The following is a 22,557-nucleotide window of genomic DNA, read 5'->3' on the forward strand; positions in this document are numbered from 1 at the left end:
TTCACATACTTAAGCATTTATAATCTCCCAGTCCCCAATCGTACACCGTTCGCTATCAAAACTGACAGCCACCTTTACAACAGGCAATCCACATAAAGCAAAGCGTTCCGGATAATTCTTCAAATCAATTTGCTCCATCGCTTCACCCGCACTTTTATCCAGTTTCAGTTCCATCACATACAATGTAGTCTTCGTACGAAGCACTATATCTACCCGTCCACGAGGAGTACGAACTTCCACATCCACATAATACCCTAATAAACTAAATATGATATAAAAGACCTGCTGATAGTGTCCTTCATATTTCGTATTATCGCATTGCGGTATAGTGGACAGGAACGTTTGTAAACGGTGTAACGCAGCATCCATATCCCCATTACGGATATCGCGGGAAAGATAAGCCACCATTGTCGTGGTTTCCGGAGCTTTACTACCGACATAATGTGGAAGAAGACTTTTCATCAGGCCTATTCTCACTTCCTTATTAGGAATATTCAATGTATACAAGTCTAATTCCTCATCATAATTCTTAATAGTGATATAGCCACTTTGATATAGCAGCGGGATAATACTTGTCATCCTTTCTGTTGGTGCATCAAAATCCTCGACCGAAACCCTATTATTTCCAATTTCGGAAGGTTCCACGCCAAACTTCTTCAACATATTTATCAGATACGTAGGCGTACCGCTACCAAACCAATAAGATCCAAATTTTCCATCTGCAAAAGCATTTAGCAAACTGAAAGGATTATATATATCGGGCGAAGGAGAAGTGAAATGATAACCATCATAATTTTCTTTCAATTTCATCAAAGCCTCTTCAGGTGTTATCCCCAATTTCTTTGCCAATCCTTCCAAATCATCCTTCATTTGCAAACGTATCTCATCTTCACTAATTCCACAGATAACAGCGTATGGCTCATCCATACTAATATTCTTTATATTATTCAACTCACTAAAAATACTTAGTTGTGAGAATTTAGTAATACCAGTCAGAAATACATAACGCAAATAAGGATCACAAGCTTTTAACGGACTGTAGAAGTTACGCATGATGTTACGCAATACATCCAGATTTTCCCGTTCATGTACTACATCAAGCAAAGGAGCATCATATTCATCAATAAGCACAACCACCTTCTTACCTGTTTGCTCATAAGCACGCTTAATAAGATTGACTAAGCGTAGATTGGCATCCCCCTCTACTGTGTTAATAGCAAACGTACGTTCATATTCAGCAAGCATAAAATCAAGAAGACGTTCCAATCCTCCTTTATCCACATGTTTCGCCATACTCATATCGAAGTGAAGTACCGGATATTCCGTCCACTCCTTCTCCAGTTTCTCCATAGCCAATCCGTGAAACAGGTCCTTGCGTCCGGAAAAATAGCTATGCAGCGTAGAAGTAAGTAATGATTTCCCAAAACGTCGTGGACGGCTCAAGAACATATAACTGGAAGCCGAATGAGTCATCCGATAAACATATGCTGTTTTATCAATATAGAGGTAATTCCCCTCCCGTATCTTCGAGAATGTCTGAATCCCGATAGGATATAATCTTTGCAAATCTTCCATATCAATCATATTTTTCACAAAGCTACTAAAAATTATCCATCAGTCATTGCATTACAAAAAAAATATCAACTATCTTCACAGACAGTTGATATTATAGAAATCACATCGGATTTACACCGACATGAGGGCGTTGATCAGGAATACACCGCTGTGTATTTCCTGACCACAAAATGTAGGGATCTTCATGTGTGTAGCATGAAGTTAGGGACCTACACATTCTTCATCTCACTTTTTCTAAAAGTACTTTGAAGCACTCTATTTCTCTTTATTATCGCTAGTTTCTCCATATCCGTAACCATAGCCATATCGTTTACCATAACCATAGTACTTACCATATTTACCATAACCGTAATAATAACCATATTTTCTTTTCTTCAAATCCAAACCATTGATTACAGTACATAGGTTAGGTAACTTATTTCCATCAATAAGTTCATTAATCAAAGTATACTCATTCTTACGAGTATAATCCGCGCGACATACATAAACAGATAAATCAGCCACACGTCCTATCAATAAAGTATCGGTAACCATACCAACAGGAGCTGTATCCAGAATTACATATTCAAAATTCTTCTTAAGAGTCTCAATCGCTTTATCCAATCCATCACGGGCCAACAATTCAGTCGGATTAGGAGGAACTGTTCCACCAGGAAGAATATAGAGATTCTTACTGACATCGGAAAGCTGTACCAAATCCATCAAGTTCTTTTCCGGATTGGCCAAATATTGAGTTATACCTTGTTCTCTTTTTGATATATTGAATACCTTATTCAAACCTGGCTTGCGGATATCAAGACCAACGATTACTACTTTCTTGCCCAATAAAGAAAGACTGATAGCAAGATTACCAGAGATAAAGGATTTACCTTCACCACTGACTGTGGAAGTAACCAAAATCACCTTCTTGTCATTTCCAAGCATAAACTGAAGATTCGTTCGGACATTGCGGAAGGTTTCACTCATCAGGTTGTTTTGATTCTCAAATACAGCAATAGCTCCTTGTTTTTCATCAGTCAATGGGATATCACCGACAATAGGTGCACTGGTAAGTTTCTCTACATCTGCACGACCTTCAATCTTAAATTTAGCTAATTCGAGTAAATAAATAACCCCTACCGGAATTCCAAGACCTAATATCAAAGCGATCAAATAAGTAATCTTACTTCTAGGAGACACAGGAGCATCATCCGCTATAGCGTCATCTATTATCTTTGCATTATTGGCAGTAGCAGCCAAAGTTATAGCATTCTCTTCACGCTTCTGAAGTAACATCAGATAAAGCCCGGCTTTTATCTCCTGTTGACGAGCAATACTCACAAACTCACGTTCCTGTCCAGGCGCCTCACTGATGCGACGGGAATAACGATTCGCTTCACGATCCAGATCCGCTTTTGTGATATACAATCCACGCAACACCCTATCTAAAGAGACTTGTACATTCTCTTTCATTGCACTAATGCTTGTATCCAGATTTATAATAGTAGGATTATTCTCCGTTGATGTACGCAGCAAACGTTTTCTCTCAACAAGCACATCATTATATCGATTGATGGCAGCAGCAAGATTCAAATCCTGCAACCCGATATTACTAGGTAAAACCTCATAACCTTCATTTTGCATATATTTCTGCAAATCCTGCAGCAAATTAATCTGGGTTTGATTCTCCACACGTTTCTTTTCATATTCAGCACTACCCGTCAAAGCTATCTGTGCATCACTGGTTAAATCTGTAATACCCGCTCCACGCTTAAAACTTTCCAGATCCTTTTCCGTACTACCGAGTTCTTTCGAAATAATACTAATACGTTCATTGATAAATTCTGCTGTTTTCTGCGCCACCTCGTTCTTATCATTATTCGTATTGATATTATACATCTCCAACAGCTTATTGATAAAATCCTTGCCGCGCTGTACATTTGAATTTTTCAATGATATGACAGCTACAGAAGTGGTTTTGGAAGTAGGTTCGATAGTCATATTCTTACAACACCATTTCGCTACAGCCAAAGGCCTATTAATTGTTGCTGTAATATTACGTGTAGTCTTTTCCGGATCTGTAATTTCTTCCAATGTCCTTTTAGAAGATAATACCGAGTCCGGCGTCAGGAAAAAAGCCAATGTCCCTTTGCCGGTAGGAAAAACAGCCGGCAGTTTTTCGAAATGTTTCTGATATTTATTACCGGCAATCTTCACATTCACATCCATACTTCCCTGTGGTTGCAATGTCATCTCCACAATCATCGGTTCCTCCAACAAATCAGCTTCCTGCGGAGTCAGACTCACTTGTACTGGTGAAGTCTTATACATGTTTCTGGAAGGGAATTCATCTTCATCCGTATAGGAAATATAAAGCCCCAAATCTTCAACCACCTCTTTAACGATAGTCTTGGAACGGAGAACTTCAATCTCGTTATCAATATTCTGCGAAGAAGAGACCATACCATCCAATCCTAGACTCTCCAACCCGGAAAGCATTCCGGCACTACCACCTTTCTTGTCATCCTTTATTAAAACCGTAGCGGAAATATTATATACGGGAGTGGATATATATAAATAAACCCATGCCGCAATCAAACACGCCACAACCGTACCCACAAACCAAGGCCAGTGGATCAAATACTTAAACAGCAGTTCCTTGACGTCTATATTTTCTTCCTTAGATTCTTGTGCTTCGTTGAAATCTGTTTCTTTCATTGCAAATCATTATTTTAAAATATTTACTAATAGGCTGACGATAGATACCAAAATAGAAGTAGCAGAGAACCAAAGACTGGTACTGTTGCCTACATCCGAATTTCGAGCTTTTGCTTTATTAGGGGTTACATAAACAATATCATTCTGCTGTAACCAATAGTAAGGTGAAAGAATGGTTTCGGCCTTATTCAAATCCAAGGTTACAATTTGCTGTTTGCCGTTTGCATCCTCACGAATCAACTTCACATTATCACGAAGACCGTATACTGTCATATCACCTGCCATGGCTAAAGCTTCTAATAAATTTACCTTCTCATTGGAAATAGTGAAAGTACCGGGACGGGTAACTTCGCCGATAACAGATATTTTATAATTTACCATACGGACCGTTACAATGGGAGTTTCCTTCATGTAAGGCTTCAATTTATCTATAATCAGCTGTTCCGCTTCCCTTTTCGTTAAGCCTCCTAGCTTCAATTCTCCTAATACAGGAAAATTTATATTTCCTTCATTATCTACCAAATAAGGTTGTAATACAGGTTGAGTAGTCACATAAGACGAAGTACTCACTGCTATTCCGGCATTACTGGCAACTGTCAGGTTAAAAGGTATCGCAAGTTCAGGATTAGTACACGATACCACAATGGTCAACAAATCCTTGGGCATGATCTTGGCATCATACAATTTTTCCTGTTGTTCCTACCTCGTTCACAACCTCCACATTCTGGAAATAGGGAACTTTTTTTATAAGACTGACAGGCAGTCAATAGGAATGGCAACAATAGTAGCCACAAATTTCTTTTGTTAAGTCTTCTCATCATAATTCTTAAATTCATAATTAAACGCCCTTTAATTCCTAAGTTTTAATTTTCTAATATGCTTCTTTTTCTCCGTGTATGGCATTATACACCGTTTTATACATAATATATAAGTCCAATAAAAAAGTCCAATGCTCTATATACCAGATATCACGTTGCACACGACCCTCCATCTGCCAGAGTTCTTTCGTCTCACCGCGATAACCAGTCACCTGCGCCCAACCCGTTATACCGGGTTTTACAAAATGACGAACCATAAACTTGTTTATCAGATTGGAATATTCTTCCGTATGTTTCAACATGTGTGGACGGGGACCAACAATGGACATATCCCCTTTCAACACATTGATGAATTGTGGCAATTCATCCACACTCGTCTTTCTCATTATTTCTCCGATACGTGTTTTACGGGGATCGTTTTCCGTGGCCTGAAGGGTATCACATTGTGTATTCACCTTCATCGAGCGAAATTTGTAACACCAGAATTCACGACCATCCTCACCACTGCGTTTCTGCTTAAAAAGGACAGGGCCGGGAGAACTTAACTTGATGGCGATTCCGAAGAATATATAGACGAATGGAAAAACCGTAATAAGAAATAGCCCTGAACAAACAACATCAAAAGTGCGCTTGACAATACGGTTCTCCAATGACTCTAATGGTTCACAACGAATGGAAAGTACAGGAACATTGCCCAATAACTCAAAATGCATTCTACGTTTCAAATAGTTACGAACATTAGGAACACTAAAAAAACGAACCAAATGGTTTTCACAGTAATTTATGATGGGAACAATCTCCGCACTGCGCACAGAAGGAAGACTACAATAAAGCTGATTAATCTCTCCCGAATGTTTTTCTAAAAAAACACTTACTTCATTGGGTTGTCCCAAATATGGAACCTCCTGGGGATACCGGTCCGAAGGAAAATCCTCGAAATAACCCAGTACACGATAACCGGACGTAGGATCATCCGTCATCGCATGATAAAGTTCCTGCATATTCTCATGGCTCCCAACTAATACTACTTTGCGGACATTTCCTCCCTTTTTCCGATAAAGCTCCAGTAAGTGACGGGAAATTAGACGGTAGCTAATAATGATAATTATCAGTGTAACATAGAACAGTCCGAAATATCGGGAATGAGAAAAATGAAAACGAAAAACAAGCAACGTACAAACCGATAAAAAGACAAAAGGAACCATGTTACGTAAGACACGGATCATGATCTGTTCAGGACGCACCACAGGACGATGGAGAATAACACCTGAATGCATGTTACAAAGTAAATAGCACAGGGTGATAAGAGTCATACCCTGAAAGATAGAGCCGCAATGAATACACCAGAAACGGGTACCCAGAAACAAATTAAATCCCCATAAAAGCAGGTTCAGCAAAATAAGATCCCCCAAAAGGACCAAAGATTTTAGGACTTTGTTGAAACGTTGGACTTCCTGCATACACTTTATTTTTATAATTCTTATCTGGAATAATTACCTATTTTTTCAGTAATGCGAGTACAAACTGAGGTACTTTCCAAGCCATCTTTTCCAACTTAGTCAAAGTAGGCCATAATCCGTGCGAGACGTACACCCTAATATCCTCTTCCCACATCTTCTTACGTTTAGCACTATCGGTAGAAAGTCCACCCATACGCATACGCACAACGTACTCATTGAGATATGTCACCGTGAGTCCACCAGTTAACAGATAACGTACCAATAAGTCACTATCAGCTGCAATTTTATAACTCTCATTATAAAGCCCTAGCCTCGTCATTACATCACGTCGAATATAGCAAGTGGGATGAAGCGGAAGCCATCCATGACGCACTTTCCAAAGACGATACCCTCCCCCAATCCAGTTGCGCACCACTTTGTTCGTATCATCAGGATTCACAAAGAGACCATCACCATACAAGAAATCGGCATGTGTCCGTTTCATCCGTTCTACAATGCGCCCTATTACCCCATTATCATAGAAAAAATCATCCGAATGCAGCAATCCGATTATCTCTCCCGTAGCCACACGAATACCCTTATTGATAGCCTCATACATACCATGGTCAGGTTCCGATATAATGATCGAGATACGATCTGCATATTCTCGGATAATATCCAACGAACCATCCGTACTAGATCCGTCCACCACAATAAATTCTATGTCATTATAATCCTGTGCTAAGACACTCTCAATGGCACCACGAATCGTTGTCGCACGATTAAAGCACGAAGTTATAATTGAAACTTTCATAAAACCAGCTTTATCCATTAATAAAACATATACTGCCTCTTTTACTCATATTTATGAATCCAATCTAAAGTGACCTTAGTACCCTCTACCCTAGATACCGGCAAATGAGGAGCTATTGATTTTATAGGCTCCAAATTATGAACATTGTTCGTTGTCATATTATGCAGTCGGAAGCTAGTCATAGGGAAAGCGATTCCTATTTTTTTTAAACAATCCCCCACATATCCCATCCATCGGAAGCAAAAATAAGGGACATGAGGAATTTTAATACCTTCGATATTTGCTATTTCATTAGCCCAATCTGTGATAGAATAGGCTTCGTAGTCTCCTAGATAATACACATTTCTGTTCACTTTTTCAGACTCCGCCTTCAAGATAGATTCTATTTGATAAATAGCATTGTCAACATATCCATACGTCTTTTTACAAGCTTTCTTGCCCATATGAAAATACATACGATTCATCACAATATGGAAAAATTTATCGTAAGGTTCTCCAAACCATGGTCCCCAGATTGATGTGGGCCTTATAATGCTCCATGTATAAGACGGATTTGCCTTCTTTATTCTTCTTTCTGTTTCAACTTTACTTTCTCCATAAAGTGTATGAGGTGCATAGTCTTCAAAATCTTTAGGCATGTATCCGGGTTCACACACATACATTGATGAAGCAAACACTGCTTTTTGGACTGTACCAGCTTCATCAATTGCTTTCAACAGGTTACTTACTCCAGTCATATTGGCATCGTAATCTTTCAAAGTCAAGCCTCTTAAATCTGTTCGAGCTGCCAGATGAATCACTATATCCGGTTTGTATTCCACAATTTTCTCCCTCAACTCTTCATACTCTCTAATATCCACGCGTTTCCAAAATCTATTGTGAGAATCGATTTTAGGCTCATTAATATCGAGAGTAAGAAGTTCGGCATCTATTTTTTTTAACAGATGTTCTATCAGATTAGTACCAATAAATCCGCTTCCACCTGTAATTAGTATCTTTTTCATTAATGAGGTATATGATTAATTTTCTTAGACTTTTTACTCATTATAAAAGGTTTATATATTCTTCCTGATAGCGCCTAGACATTACTTCAGAGGTAAACTCTTTAGTGTAAATGTATTGAATGTTTTCTGAAGCCTTTAAACTATCAAATTCCAGTATTCTTGTTATCCCTTCAAGCAACTCTTTCTGATTGTGTTGATTGTAGAGAATACCTGTATCATCTCCCAACATATTCATTACTGCTCTATGCGATGGAATATCAGACAAAAGCATAGGAAGTCCAACACTCATACTTTCCAACAAGGTATTCGCCAATCCTTCTGTATTGGAAGCCGATATATAAAAATCAGATGCAATTATATAATCATAAACCCTGTTTGAAAAACCAGGCATTATGATATTTGTACTTTCTTGTTTTTTAAGCTCATCCCACATGGGGCCCTTACCAAGCATCACAAGTCCAATGTCTGATCTGTCGAGTAAACGAAACGCATGGATGATAATATCAGGATTCTTTTCTTGTGAGAATCGACTAATAAAAATGAAATATTTCATCCCCTCTTTCAATCCAAATTCTTTTCGATATTTTGATTTTTCATCGTCATTATACTTCCAAACAGGCATAGAGGAACCATTAGGAATACATTTAAAATCCCAACCTTTATTAGTTAAATAATCTTCTCTAATATTGGGAGCACAACAAATCCCATTTTTTATCCAACGAGTGAAAATATGATCAAGTAAAATAACAATTTCACCTTTAATTTTGCCATATAATACAATCTGAAACTCATTTGGATAATTGTGAATAGTGAATATCTTAATAAATTTCTTTGGAAGAAATGCCATAAGATATAAAGATCGCGGACAATGAGCATGTAACACATTCGGTTCAATCTCATTAACAGTGTCTTTTAGCCTTAAATATAATGAAATTGGATTCAGAAATTTATTCTTCGAAAGTTGATATATACTTATAGGTAATTTTGAGAAATCATGCATTCTTGTCGTTTCTTTCTCTGGAACAAATGTAATAATAGAGACTTCAAATTTTAAGAAATCAATATTCTTAATGATGTTATACATTACATTGACAGGTCCTTCGTTGCATAGCGAGGACACTAAGTAGCAAATTCGTTTCTTTTCCATAGCCTATACCTCTATTGAAGAGCATTTTTAAGATAATCCCATGAAACTTTCTTTAAAATTTCAAGCTTTGAATTCACTTTATTGTAATCTATTTTCTTATTTTGCAGTTCACGGTATATAATTGGATCATTTTCATCAAAATATCTATCTTCAAGACCCACAGATTTAAGTAAATCCTTTAATCTACTATTTTTCCCATTACTAGGAGATATCACAACAAACTGTTTATTGTAAATCAAGCTGAAGGCTAATCCATGAAAAGAGTCCGTTATTACAAATTTAGCTCCGGCAATATACCTAATCCAATTCTCAATCGATGGTGGATAAACATACCTAAAACCAAATGTAGGTCTAATGGTTGAAATCATTTTTGGTGTTTTACCCAAAGATCTCGATAGCCTGATTGTTTTCTCCAATTGTAGTTTACCTCTATTGAGTAAATAACAAATCACCTCATCATTATTCACTATACTTCCTGTTATTTCATTATAGTCAGCATGTAATAGCGTAGGGTCTAAAACTACTTGTGAGTTGAGTTTAAATAAGCTATTCAAAAGATATTTTCCAGTCTCTTCTCTAACACTTATGCTACAAAATCTATGAAGAGAGCTATTTATGCTCGGTAGTAAACTCTGATATTGTTCAGGCCATTTTGAAATTCCAAAACTAGAAGCATAGGAGATTCTTCGAATGTCAGATTCTCCAAAATCCAAGAAGTATGCCAAGCATTTACTCTGACTGATCCCCGGATTCCAAACTTGATCACTGCCTACCATTAAACAATCATAATTTGAAGCTATTGCATTTAAGTCGTCCATAGATTGAATCACCTTTGTTTCACTAGGATAAAATGTTTCCATAAATCTATCAAACGCTTTTATCTTAAAATAAAAGATTATCGAACTATTCGATCTTTTTTCATCTTGCCGGAAATTTATAAATTCAACTTCATGACCTAGTTCTTTTAGGGCTCGACACGTTGCATAACTTTGCATTACTGCACCATAGTTTGCAGAATGATGATATGTTAGTAATCCGATTCTCATCACTTATTGATTAAATTTTACATACTGTTTATATGAATAGCGATGCGAAACTGCAACTTTAAAGTCATCCTTGTACGTTCCAACACCTATCAAAAGAACTGGAATCTCATTTCCGGGAATATTCATTTCTTGCTTTATCTTTTTTATGACTCTCCATTTATGTCCCATAGTCAATGGTATGGTAGCTAATCCATTATAATGAAGGGAGTAAAGAAGATTCATCGCATAAAGTCCTCCATCAACAAAAGGTAGATTTTGTTCATAAAAGCCATAATTCCTCAAATCACCACATATAAGAATAGCACATTGCATTTGTTCATAAAACCCCTTGCTCCCTCCTTGTAACTTGAACATTTTTTCAACTAACTTATTTTCTGTATACACATGAATTACCCAACTCTGTCTATTACAAGCTGATGGAGTGCGTTCACAAAGTTTTAATGCAGCATAAACTTTATCTATATCTAATGGTGAATCACCAAAATCACGAATAGAAAAACGTGATTGAGAAAATGAATCAAAAGGACATTGGGTTTTACTTGAAACATCTTTTAAGCTAAGATTATATATTCCGCCAACATCATTGCTTTTTATATTGTAACAAGAGCACAATTTATTGAGTGCTATCTCTATATCAGCCATAGCAGCACCCATATTCTCATTAAATTCGATATACTTCTGTAAGACGGAGACAGATTCAACAACAAACTGTTTCGAGCCACCTTTTTTTAGCAAATCCGCAAGATCCTCAATAAGAGAAAATGCCTTTTCTTTTCCAAATCCCACCCTTACTCTACCAATAGACATTCCCTTTTCCAAGGCATGTATTCTGATTTGCAATTCAGCTTGTTTCTTATATATATCCTTTGTTTGATTTGTGCTTCCATTATACAAAGTCAATGAAAAGGATTCTCCTATTTTTTCATATATAATCCGTAGCCATACAATAAAGCTATTTCCTTTAATAGCTGATTTAAACCTTTCTTTCATTTGAAACAATCTAAAGATTTATTTACTCAATACATCATCAAACATTTTCACATACAGAGACGCAATTCTTCCAAACGAATAGTATTGTTCTGTATACTCTGCCATTAAAGCTTTCAACTTACTATAATCACATGCATACTTATCTATGGCATTAGCCATTACACGAACTAAATCGTTTACATTCCCTGGTTCAAAAAGATATCCATTCACACCTTCAAGAATTTCATCAGAAAAGCCTAATAAATTTGATGCTATAATTGGAATATTATAATTAAATGCAATTTTTGTAGGGCCACTTTGAGACACTACTCTATAAGGTTGAACAAAATAGTCAGTGGAAGCAAATAGATTAGCTATTTCAGAATTATCTATTGACCGAATATCTATATCAAAAAGCTCTGGATATTTAATTTTTGTCTGATAAAAACTCCAATCTTTACACATACCATTAATCGATACCCTAAAGTTTCGATATCCTTTATCATAAAGTACACATGCAGCATCTATTAACAAATCAATATTTTTAGCATAATTAATTGTACCAAATGAAAGGAATCGAATAATACCATCTTTAGGTTTCACAATGGTAGGAACACCAAAGTCTTTTAAGGCTAATGGAATCTTAAATACCCTTGAACTAGGAAAATGTTTTTGAAAAAGCTCCGCTTGTGACTTAGAAAACATATTAACATATTTCACTCGTGAATAAACCAATCTACGTAGTATATTTAATAGTCTTTTATGTCCCATACCTATATGAACTTCTCCTTGATGTGCTGTTTGAATATAATGTCTCTTTGGTAATAAATAAAACATTGGCAATTTCCATGGTGAATAGATACTATCATTCATATAAATTATATCAGGAGTTTGCCTTTTTATAGCTTTGCCAAGGCGTATATTTATTAGAATATTCTTAGGATTGCGCATTTTATAATTGAACCTAAAAAATTCAATTGTCAAATTCATATTTTCTTTCCTTATTTGTTCGAAGTCTGACTCTTTGAACCTATTATTCCTACTAAAAAGCACGATCCAATGAATATCATAATGCTTTAAAATTTCATGCATATTGAAATAATTCAAATCGCAGTCAATGAAGCAATCTGGAGTAATCCAACATATTTTTTTCTTATTCATACAAAATAGGGTATAAGGTAAACACTAACGATATAAAGTTATTCACAATATTCATCGACAGAAGTATATATAATCCGTTTCATCGGATGCTAATCTCCATGAAGATTTACTATTGTAAGAGTAACCACCTCCTCGAACTTATACACTGATACTTTAAGTCATGATTTCGTTCGCCTATTATTTTTGCAGGAATGCCACCCACGATAGCATAATCTGGAACGTCTTTAGTCACTACAGCTCCTGCTGCCACTACCGCCCCCTTACCTATTGTTACCCCTTTTAATATTGTCGCTCCCACTCCAATCCAGACATAATCACCAATAACAATAGGTTGATGATCTCCTTCAAATGTGGGAGAGTTAACATCATGTCCACCGCTAATAATGTTGCATCGGTGACTAATCGAGACACTATTTCCAATAGTTATACCACCAAATGCTTGTAAAATACACCCTCTATTAATATGGGTATAGTTTCCTATATTTAGTTTTGTTACTCTGCCTATATATCCACACATATCAATTCGTGTATGATGGCCTATCTTGCCACCAAACATTATAAGACAATATTTACGTATTATGTGAGATGGAATATATGTAACTATATTGTTATAGAAATAACCAATTAGAGACATCAAAATAATTTTCAAATGGTTCATGGTCTTTTATTTTAATAGTTATCAATAAGTTCTATCCATCGTTGACCAACTCGTCTGACATCAAATTCTCGGCTTTTTTCCATGGCTTTAACGCTGATTATTTCTTTATTCTTTTTTGATAACAATATGAATTCTTTTATCTTCTGTACATATTCACCTTCATCGAATGGCGTAATGACATATCCATTGACCTTATCATCTATTATATCTGGTAGAGATGCAAATGAATTAAAAACAAATGGCACACATCCATACTGCATTGCTTCAATTAAGACCATACTAAATCCCTCGTAGTTACTTGTCATGCAACTGCATACGGCTTTTTTATAATATTCCGTCGGATTTTGAAAATCATGAAATGTGATACGTTTAAGACGCATTTCATGAGCCAGATTCTCATACAATTCTTTTTCAGGTCCTCCTCCTACTATTTCAAGTCTATAATCGGGTAATTCATTTTGTAGCCTTTTCCAAATATTAAGAAGAGATTGAAAACGTTTTTGTCTAGTATTTATTCTTCCGACATATAGAATCATTTTCTCTTTCTTCTGATAATCCAATTGATATTCTTCATCAATACAGAATGGATTGGGCAAAGCACATATACATTTAGGGTTGAAATCATAAAAACTTTTTAAGTCATCCCTAAAGAAATCAGAAAGAAGGACTATCTTCATTTTATTTAATTCAATTCTTCTGAATGATGCTAAATATCTCAAATCAAAACGTATACGTTTTAAGCATCTATCAACAAAAGATTCTTTCAATATATTTGGCAACTTTGCCGAACTGGGATACATCAATTTGGATGGAACATTGTGTACATGAAAAAAAACCTTTTTATCAATTAACCGAGAACAGTAATTGAACAATTGATAACTTGGAAATGGACAAATTACAATATCTACAGCCATTTCCATCATTACCTTGTCTAACTTATCAAAATATCCAACATTATCAATAGAATACTCCATAAATATCGCTTTGGTATAGACGGAATTTTTATCATAATCAGTTTTTCTTTGATACGTAGCAAACACATTATATCCATGCTCCCTAAAATAAGGCACAAGATTATGATATACCCTTTCGACTCCTCCAGTTGTGGGATCTATTGCATTCGTAAACGTTATAAGTATATTTTTCATATACTATATTTCAGAATTGATGTATTCAACAAATTGTTTGTATTGAAGTTGATTATCAAATAATTGAGCTCTCAATACTGAATGTTGAGCCATATTTTCTAATTTAGCTTTATCCATACCATATATATTTTCCATTGCTGCAGCCAATGAATTAACCAGATTCGCATCATTCTCCACAACAATGCCGCACTCTTCATTAACGATTTCCGGCATTCCTCCACTTCTCGTTATAATGACAGGCAAGGAGCTTGCAATTGCCTCAAGGCAGGTAAGTGCAAAAGGCTCCTCCCATATGGAAGGGAATACACCCGCATTTGCAATTTGATAATATCGATGAATGACTTCATACTTTACAAAGCCTGTAAATATGACCCGTTCTCCCAACTGATGAATGATAGACGCAAGTTCTTTTTCGAATAGGGACACGTAAGTAGAAGAAAATGCAAAACTTCCGACAATAAGCAAATAGGCATCAGGCATTTTATCTTTAGATTCCAAGAAAGCAAGTAGCAATTCTTTTATACCTTTGTAATTTCTCAATCTACCCGAGAAAACAAAAAGAAAAGAATTTGCAGGAATATTTAATGACTTTCTCAATGTATGTCTTTCTTCATTTGTAGTCCTTACATTGAACTGATTAAAATTGATTGAATTATACAATAGCTTGATGGCAGCACCATATTTTCCTTCAACATTTTTCTGCAACACAGTGCATATATAGTTGCTAATCCCCAAATAAAGGTCTGTTGATTTTGCATTCAAATCATCCCAATGACGCAAGCTATGGGGCGGTACATTATGTATGCGTTGTATAACGGGCAATGCGGTTTTCCTCTTTATATAATCAGCATTAATTGAAGAACCTTCCAAAAGAACAGCATCAATATTGTTACAATTCTTGATGAAACGAACCAACGCGCTTGCATAACAATATCCAATAAATGGCAGACCTGTCCGTAAGGCTATAAAATTATAACAACGCTTTAGAAAGTCTGTCATTCGATTCAAAATGCTTGAAGTACTAACAAAGTGAAAATGGGTATATCTATACTCTTTTGCCTTTTCTCTTGCATTAACGTTATCAATAGAAAGAATTTCAAGCTGCATTTGCTTTTCTTTTTCATTGGTATCAACCAGAAGCTGAACCAATGTTTCTACTGCACCTCCCAAAACTGACGGTATGGGTAATGTCCCATTATTCATTATAGCGATTCTTTTCATACAAGGATATTTTATAAATGAGGTATAAACATATTGCTTGTATCAGAAAACATCCTTGACGGACAAATTCAGCAGACGTAAATGCACAAGTCAGAATGTATCCGAACCATACAGAAAGATATAAATATTTCTTAGGAAGTTTTGCAAATGCCGCTTTTAGTGACCACCATAACATTCCAATCAGGCTAAGTACTCCGGTCATCCAACTAATTCCCAACAATCCCCAATCGTAATAATGCAAGCCGTATGATTCATTTCTCACAATTTCTAAAGAATAAGATGTTCTCAATGCCCGGTTACATAATCCAGAACCCAAAAACATCTCTACCGCACTCTTATAATGATTACCATAATAATGGAACAAAGTTGCATATCTAATATAATCTTTATTACCAAAAGTCTGGTCGGATTCTTGCCTCTCCATCATTCTTTCAAAAACCGTTTGGAAGATGGGAGTAAGATAAAGCAGGTAAGCACCTAATCCCCCTAATGCACACCAGAAGACAAGTTTCTTTGAAAAGCCGTTAAATCTTATAATCATTATTATAGAAAATACAGCAGAAAAGAACAGTAAAGTTCTAAATCCAAATAACAACATACACACCAATGAAAGCAACATGGGAAGTGTATAGTTCATTTTCTTCTCCAAGATTTTATTCAAACTATAAAAATATCCCAATGAATTAATGGACATTCCCACCATTCGAATTCGTCGGTTCAACACATCTATAGTTTCATTGTACTGATTGTTTTTATCTAGAAATACAAGTTTGGGATAGACTGAAACTTGATATAAGTAACAAAAGCAGAATATGATAAAAGCCCAGAACAATACCTTTTCAAGAACTTCAATACTTACATTGTATTTGCACAAGACAAAATAAAAATACAATCATAAGATATATATTATATTCGCCCATAATACTGACAGGACTTTCATTCCTAAAATACATACACGACAAGATGCTTAGAAAGCAGCTAACTACAAAGATGGAAATGGGCTTACTGTAAGATGTTCCTTTTTTATAATAAAAAGAAGAAAACACCCACCAACACGATAAATAAGTATCTAGGTATTGGAAGAAGACCGTAACCTTGTTCCAATATCAGACAAACTATTAATAATATCGGAAAGGAGTTTGCCAATGGATATCTTTTGACTATTGCATTATTCATCGTTGTATGGCCTGCTTTATAAATGTTTCCGAAGTCCGGACTATAATATCTAAATTAGGGGTGTTAAGAGACATTTCCTGAATATCCCCGCTATCTACATTAACTGTCGAATTTTCTATGCCGAAAGTATTCATTACATCCAGAGCCCGTCCATCGCCGGGCGCATTGAACAATACGGTTTTAAAAGGCTTGTTGAATATTATAGGAAAATGCGGTTCCATGAAATGATGTTGTAACGACACATGAGGCATTGGCAAACAATCCCACAAATTCAAAAGGAGATGCTGTCAATATTCGATTCTTCATTTTTTTATATTCAGCCTCTGCTGTTACTTCAACAACACTCATGTGGTGTAATGCAGCATATTTATTTGCCATATCCAGTACCCTATCGTCTCTCTTTACCTGATATACAAGAAGGTATGGTTTGTCGGTAAAAGTTGGTTTGATAGCTACCTTTTGCCATTCATTGGCAGATAATAAAAACACAGGGTCTATAACTTTCGTTATTTCTTTATTTATGAGTGGTTGCAAAATATTTTTAAGCTCTGACTCTCTAACTGAAATATTCTCAAAATTGGAGAGTACTTCTTTATATTTTTTATAGTCATCAGAGATGATTCGTTTGGCTTCAGTACTAGCTGCATAGGATATAAATTTGCCTTTATGACTGACACTTCCACAAAAGAATTTATCAAAGCCATTGGTAATGCTAGGATTCCAAACTTGGTCACTGCCACAAATTATTATATCATAGCCTGTGACTTCACTGTCTGTTTCCGTATATTTCCGAGTTGAAAGAGGTAAGCTATCTATAAATGATTGAAATTTGTCAGAACGTTCTTTTCTTACCGTTAAGAACGGTAATATTCTAAGAACAAAGATAACTTTTCGTATTATATTAAGTCGGGAAATTCTACGCCAAGGCATAATACCATGGGACATAGTTAACGATTTGGGTCTATAATCTATTATCTCCGCATCATAGTTATTCTTCCGCAAATACGTTACTAAAGCATAGGTCTGCAACACGGCCCCATAATTGTGAGCACAATGAAATGTCAATATTCCTATCTTCATATTAAATGGATAATTTCCGCTTAATTTTGTCCATAAACATTCTTAGTTGGTAACGATAACCTACATTTCCATATTTCCTGGCAACATACAAAAATCCTCTTTTTTGATAATCCTTTGCAAATTGATGCCAACGAGGATCTACAGACGAAGGATGTTGCAGATTGGGTTGCAATGAATTCATCAAGTCTACATGCTTTGTATGCAGCATATAAGAACATTCCCTAAAAAAACTACACCCCTTATCCGTGTTACAAATAACGAGCGAGATTCCTTTATTGTCTGTATTCATTTTCGGTACGACTTTTTCATATCCCCAAAAGTCTCCGATAGTCAAATCAGAAGGTCTGGAAAGATTGCAATATTTACAATGCTCACAAGAGGGCCGGGAAATTAATCCTGAATAAAAAAGATACCTTAACAGAAAGTCTTTATGAATAGAGTTATCTGTAAAAGTAAAACTTTCCATGTGTGGTTGGTTCCACCCAATGGATTTTTCTCGAAATTCTAATTTGATAACGTTTGATTTGAATTTTGATTCTGTATAGCCAAGATAATCTTTCCATATAGAAGGACTGGGCACTGCATGACAAATAATGTCTATAAGAATGAGATTTTTTCTTTGAGCTTTTCCTATATAACTATTCAAACCTGCTGTTTGACATGGAGTACCAGAGAATAAAACAACCAAACCTGCCTTCAAATCTTGCTTCACTTGGCGGAACACCGTATTCATATCGCTCTGTACATACTTACTTCCCTTGAATTCGCTACATTCTTCTTTTGTAGTTGCTCGTTTATGGACGACTCTAAAATGGTCAGCATATCCTGCACCATACACAACGCCACCATGTTCCAGAATATAATCAGACATAGCAACAAATACGGCTCCAGAACGGCTATATCTTAATTCTTCCTCATTTTTATGCCTTGCCGCATAAGCTAAAGGGTTATCTATATTTAAGCTTTTATCGTAATCGTCATTAAAAGCACACACCTTCTCACACAGACCGCAATCAACACACTTGCTTCGATCCACTTCCGGATAGAGAAATCCAAGCGCATCTGGTTTCATCGTGATAGCATCATGAGCGCAAATACTGGCACATGCAGTACATCCGCAACAATCTGCCTGATTATTGATATTTATCATTGTATCAACCGGATTTTTCTTATTACTATTATAAAGACCATCGTCGATAAGAACACTACAAATGGCGCAGTAAATGAGTATATATTTACTATAGAATTTGATGCTATCTTACCAACTATCATACCGATGATTGATATAAAGAGAGGATGAAAGATGTATATGTAAAGCGAATCTTTATTTCCAATAGTCGAATATATAGTTGGTTCTTTCTTCTTGAATGATAATACTAACAAGAATAGACATAGCGCAAGCAACGTGCTACTAAAATAATGTTCACGTCCGGGATTCTTGTCTAAATATAGCAATACCCATTTTTCCATTAGAGACGTCAATGAGAATAAAATGCCCCCAATAAGCCAATAATAGTATTTAATTTTACTAATCTTGTCACTATACTTCTTCAGACATGCCCCCAATGCAAAATATGGTAGACCGACAAACAAAAAGTTCCGTACATAGATAACTGGAAACTCTCTATCGAGAAAAAGTAAACTATACTTACCCAATATTAAGTCTGTCAGCAATAATATAGGAATGGCATAGGAACATATATTTCCAAATCTTATACTTGCTTATAATCATTGCTATCAATAGTACATATAAATATGCCCCCAAATACCAAAGATGACCGCCAAAAGGATTTTCATTAAGAACTATAAAATTAAATAATTCACGAAGTGATGGTATGTAAACACTCCCTTGATGTATTGCCACAGCTTCTTTATAACAAGCAAACAACAACGTAGACCATACGATGATGTGCAAAATATTCCTAGTACTGCGTTTTAATCTCGATATTTCTATATCGCCATCGTTGAATAACAAATAACCACTAATCATAAAAAAGCAAGGCACTGCGCAACGTGTGAGTGGCAAGATGTAATCATGATATACACAATCAGTGTGAAGGAATACCACAAGGATTGCACATATAAACTTAAGAATATCTATTGAATAATTACGTTCCTATCATCTTCTGATTTTTGCACATAAAGCACTGACCTTTGCCCAGACAAAAACTCTTTCTTCTTTACTACATCCTATATAAAATATCGAAATTGATGTGGTAAGTATTGACACTACAGATATAACTAAAAAGGATAAAAAGGTTTCATTTATGTTCTTTAATAATAATATTGGTAGAATCGCTGATGTTGACATTACCATCAAGACTTTTAAATACACATGTTTCAAATACTTGACAGAAGACAATCCAATCATTCCTCTGAGCATATAAAGACGTGCAACTAAACAGCATTGAGATATAAATATTGCAACAAACAATACAGACTCCGGTACACACCCCAAACGAAGAAAGATATATGATATAGGGAGATTCAGCATCTGCAGACCACCTACCATAATCTGATAGTTCCGAATTCTACCCGTGGCAAGCATGGCCGTAATCAATGGATTTGAAATAGATTCACTCATGGCAAAAAGCAACGTTAGCCGCACAAACAGAACTGCATGTTCCGGCACCAATTTCAGCCATAGCCCAAGAATATAGTGAGTATTGATAATCACCGGCAATGAGAGCAACAACAACATATAAAATGAGAACTTCGCTCCTTGAAAGATAAGTGCCATCATATAGTCTTGATTGCCAGAAGCATAAGATTTTGTAATTTGCGGATTTAATGCTGTCATAAAATTACTAACAAATCCTGAAATTGCTGAATTTACTTGCATAGCAATACCTTTAGCTGCATTTACAGACGGACCGAAAAACAAATTAATGACAACATTTCCACCTTGATCTCTTAACACGGATGAAGCAGCTCCAATGAAATTCCATCCTGCAAACCCAAACATATTCTTTAGCAGTTCTTTATCCCAACAAAAATGATAAGTACACTCTTTGAAATGCCTTTTACAATAATAACCATAAGTAAAACGAATAATTACTGCTACAGAACACATCAAAATTGAATAGAACACCAATTTATCCATAGGAGCTATAACGATCAAATATGCAATAATAAGTTTGCCTATAGCTTCCAATATACTGATATAGGCAAAGGCCGACATTTTTTCATGTGCTATTATAGATGCATTGTATGGAATACTTATAAGATTTATGACAAAAGTGACAATAGAAAATTGGAGCACCCAATTAGCTGCCAGTATCCTATCTGCTGGAATAATCATCTTAGAATTAAGAAACCATACACCAATAAGCTCTATTAATATGACTACGATTAATGATAACAATATTTGGATAGTAACCGATGCTGAAAATATCTTATTCAGTTTACTTTGATTGCCTTTCCCTAATTCAAAGGTAATAAATCTACTGATAGCGGTAGACAATGAGCCCGATATTACCGAAAACATAGCTACAACCCCACCAACAACATTATATATACCAAAATCCTCAACCCCTAGAGCATCTAATATGACACGTGAAGTATATAAACTCACGAACATCATAAAGAGCATACGCACATAGAGAAGTAGCGTATTCTTCGCTATTCGTTTATTATTGTCTGTCGCTTGAGACATTAAATATTTACTGTATGCCTATAATACCTTTAAAAGTTATTCGGCACCTCCTATGTTATACTTTTGATTAATAATTTGATTATTGCCTCTCACTTATCGGTTCCACATACCCAACCGGCATATCCGCACAAGCACACCCCAACATATTCAACCGGACAGCAATCTTACTCCTGCCATCCACCGTGACAAGTTCTCCTACAAGACCAGTCAAAGGACCTTTAATGACACGCACTTTTTCACCACGTGCCAAAGGAGCACTATTCATACAGATTGCCTCTTCGGAATAGTCGAGCATAAAACGGAAACGGGCCATTTGTTCATCAGGAATGATAGTCGGACTGCTCTCACCGCGCATTACCATATACCGACTAACTGTAGAAAAGGAAAGAACCTCTTTACGTTCTTTGGGATCAGCGTGTACAAAAACCATCATGGGAAGCAACACGGATTCAACCACTTTACGGCGGTCGCTCCATTGATGTACTTCTTGCTGGACCGGTACAAAATTTTCAATCCCCATTTTGTCTAAACGCTCGGCTACTTTCTTCTCGTGGTGCATACGAACCAGAGCAACATACCAGCGTTTAGAGTGTGCTACGCCTTCCCCTGTCCCAATTTTAGGCCCAGCACTTAAAGTTTCTTTCGTTAGAATCATACTTTTTTACCCCTTACATTTCCGTTACTTCTTAGGTAACGGATAAGGTACTCATTCACAGAAAAACAGATAAAAGCAGAAAAACATGGACAGGAGCTGTCTATAAAGATGTTTTCTAACCTACGCGAAGGGAAAAACATCTTTAAAAACAGAATATAGGAATATCGGGCATGATAAAACAAAACCATCATGTCCTGATATATTTTTGTTGCATAATTCAACAAATCAGAAAAAAAAGAAGATTTTACTTGTTTACTATTTGTATTTTTGCATATCTTTGCACCGAATAATTAT

19 protein-coding genes and 1 pseudogene are annotated in these 22,557 nt (G+C 35.9%); all 20 read right to left on the reverse strand.

From position 1 onward, the window contains the following. Positions 1-9 precede the first annotated feature (9 nt). The 20 genes and pseudogenes from NXX38_RS19780 to NXX38_RS19870 all read right to left on the reverse strand — a co-directional run bounded on the left by NXX38_RS19780 (position 10) and on the right by NXX38_RS19870 (position 22,263). Positions 10-1,575 (reverse strand): ATP-binding protein, encoded by a 1,566-nt coding sequence (locus NXX38_RS19780; protein ID WP_199487886.1) that lies wholly within the window; start codon positions 1,573-1,575, stop codon positions 10-12. A gap of 255 nt (positions 1,576-1,830) precedes the next feature. Continuing rightward, entirely contained in the window at positions 1,831-4,272 is a 2,442-nt protein-coding gene (locus NXX38_RS19785) for a polysaccharide biosynthesis tyrosine autokinase (protein ID WP_217723466.1), read from the reverse strand. A gap of 9 nt (positions 4,273-4,281) precedes the next feature. After that, a pseudogene (locus tag NXX38_RS19790) lies at positions 4,282-5,108 on the reverse strand (polysaccharide biosynthesis/export family protein). 35 nt (positions 5,109-5,143) lie between these two features. Next, positions 5,144-6,550 (reverse strand): undecaprenyl-phosphate glucose phosphotransferase, encoded by a 1,407-nt coding sequence (locus tag NXX38_RS19795; protein ID WP_217723470.1) that lies wholly within the window; start codon positions 6,548-6,550, stop codon positions 5,144-5,146. A 37-nt stretch (positions 6,551-6,587) separates the two neighbouring features. After that, positions 6,588-7,343, reverse strand: a complete 756-nt coding sequence (locus NXX38_RS19800) for a glycosyltransferase family 2 protein (protein ID WP_118313659.1) — start codon at positions 7,341-7,343, stop codon at positions 6,588-6,590. 41 nt (positions 7,344-7,384) lie between these two features. Then, entirely contained in the window at positions 7,385-8,347 is a 963-nt protein-coding gene (locus tag NXX38_RS19805; protein WP_258980772.1) for an NAD(P)-dependent oxidoreductase, read from the reverse strand. A 40-nt stretch (positions 8,348-8,387) separates the two neighbouring features. After that, entirely contained in the window at positions 8,388-9,494 is a 1,107-nt protein-coding gene (locus NXX38_RS19810) for a glycosyltransferase family 4 protein (RefSeq protein ID WP_258980773.1), read from the reverse strand. A gap of 11 nt (positions 9,495-9,505) precedes the next feature. Then, positions 9,506-10,540, reverse strand: coding sequence for a polysaccharide pyruvyl transferase family protein (locus NXX38_RS19815; protein WP_032852501.1), 1,035 nt, complete (start codon positions 10,538-10,540; stop codon positions 9,506-9,508). 3 nt (positions 10,541-10,543) lie between these two features. Next, complete coding sequence (locus NXX38_RS19820) at positions 10,544-11,530, reverse strand: nitroreductase family protein (protein WP_004295809.1); 987 nt, start codon at positions 11,528-11,530, stop codon at positions 10,544-10,546. An 18-nt stretch (positions 11,531-11,548) separates the two neighbouring features. Beyond that, positions 11,549-12,670: a glycosyltransferase family 4 protein gene (locus NXX38_RS19825; RefSeq protein ID WP_258980774.1), complete on the reverse strand. Its 1,122-nt coding sequence runs from the start codon at positions 12,668-12,670 to the stop codon at positions 11,549-11,551. Between the two features lie 109 nt (positions 12,671-12,779). After that, the gene (locus NXX38_RS19830) at positions 12,780-13,328 is read right to left on the reverse strand and encodes a DapH/DapD/GlmU-related protein (RefSeq protein WP_004295807.1); all 549 of its coding nucleotides are present in this window, start codon (positions 13,326-13,328) and stop codon (positions 12,780-12,782) included. Between the two features lie 11 nt (positions 13,329-13,339). After that, entirely contained in the window at positions 13,340-14,476 is a 1,137-nt protein-coding gene (locus NXX38_RS19835) for a glycosyltransferase (protein WP_258980775.1), read from the reverse strand. Positions 14,477-14,479: 3 nt separating this feature from the next. Beyond that, positions 14,480-15,697 carry a glycosyltransferase family 4 protein gene (locus NXX38_RS19840; protein WP_258980776.1) on the reverse strand — a complete coding sequence of 406 codons (1,218 nt, stop codon included), beginning with the start codon at positions 15,695-15,697 and terminating at the stop codon, positions 14,480-14,482. Next, positions 15,672-16,238 carry a hypothetical protein gene (locus NXX38_RS19845; RefSeq protein ID WP_229095204.1) on the reverse strand — a complete coding sequence of 189 codons (567 nt, stop codon included), beginning with the start codon at positions 16,236-16,238 and terminating at the stop codon, positions 15,672-15,674. The genes NXX38_RS19840 and NXX38_RS19845 overlap by 26 nt, the downstream gene beginning before the upstream one ends. Before the next feature lie 815 nt (positions 16,239-17,053). Beyond that, positions 17,054-17,953: a polysaccharide pyruvyl transferase family protein gene (locus tag NXX38_RS19850; RefSeq protein ID WP_258980780.1), complete on the reverse strand. Its 900-nt coding sequence runs from the start codon at positions 17,951-17,953 to the stop codon at positions 17,054-17,056. Between the two features lies 1 nt (position 17,954). Continuing rightward, positions 17,955-19,103 (reverse strand): Coenzyme F420 hydrogenase/dehydrogenase, beta subunit C-terminal domain, encoded by a 1,149-nt coding sequence (locus NXX38_RS19855; RefSeq protein WP_004295802.1) that lies wholly within the window; start codon positions 19,101-19,103, stop codon positions 17,955-17,957. Beyond that, positions 19,100-19,627: an acyltransferase family protein gene (locus NXX38_RS26990; RefSeq protein WP_409012873.1), complete on the reverse strand. Its 528-nt coding sequence runs from the start codon at positions 19,625-19,627 to the stop codon at positions 19,100-19,102. The genes NXX38_RS19855 and NXX38_RS26990 overlap by 4 nt, the downstream gene beginning before the upstream one ends. Beyond that, on the reverse strand, positions 19,602-20,021 hold the full coding sequence (locus NXX38_RS19860) for an acyltransferase family protein (RefSeq protein ID WP_258980783.1): 420 nt from the start codon (positions 20,019-20,021) through the stop codon (positions 19,602-19,604). Before NXX38_RS19860 ends, NXX38_RS26990 begins: the two co-directional genes overlap by 26 nt. Before the next feature lie 51 nt (positions 20,022-20,072). Next, complete coding sequence (locus NXX38_RS19865; protein ID WP_258980785.1) at positions 20,073-21,608, reverse strand: oligosaccharide flippase family protein; 1,536 nt, start codon at positions 21,606-21,608, stop codon at positions 20,073-20,075. A 79-nt stretch (positions 21,609-21,687) separates the two neighbouring features. Continuing rightward, complete coding sequence (locus tag NXX38_RS19870; RefSeq protein WP_258980789.1) at positions 21,688-22,263, reverse strand: UpxY family transcription antiterminator; 576 nt, start codon at positions 22,261-22,263, stop codon at positions 21,688-21,690. Positions 22,264-22,557: the final 294 nt, after the last annotated feature.

The sequence above is a fragment of the Bacteroides sp. BFG-637 genome (assembly GCF_024793605.1).
GTDB classification, from domain to species: Bacteria; Bacteroidota; Bacteroidia; order Bacteroidales; family Bacteroidaceae; genus Bacteroides; species Bacteroides vicugnae.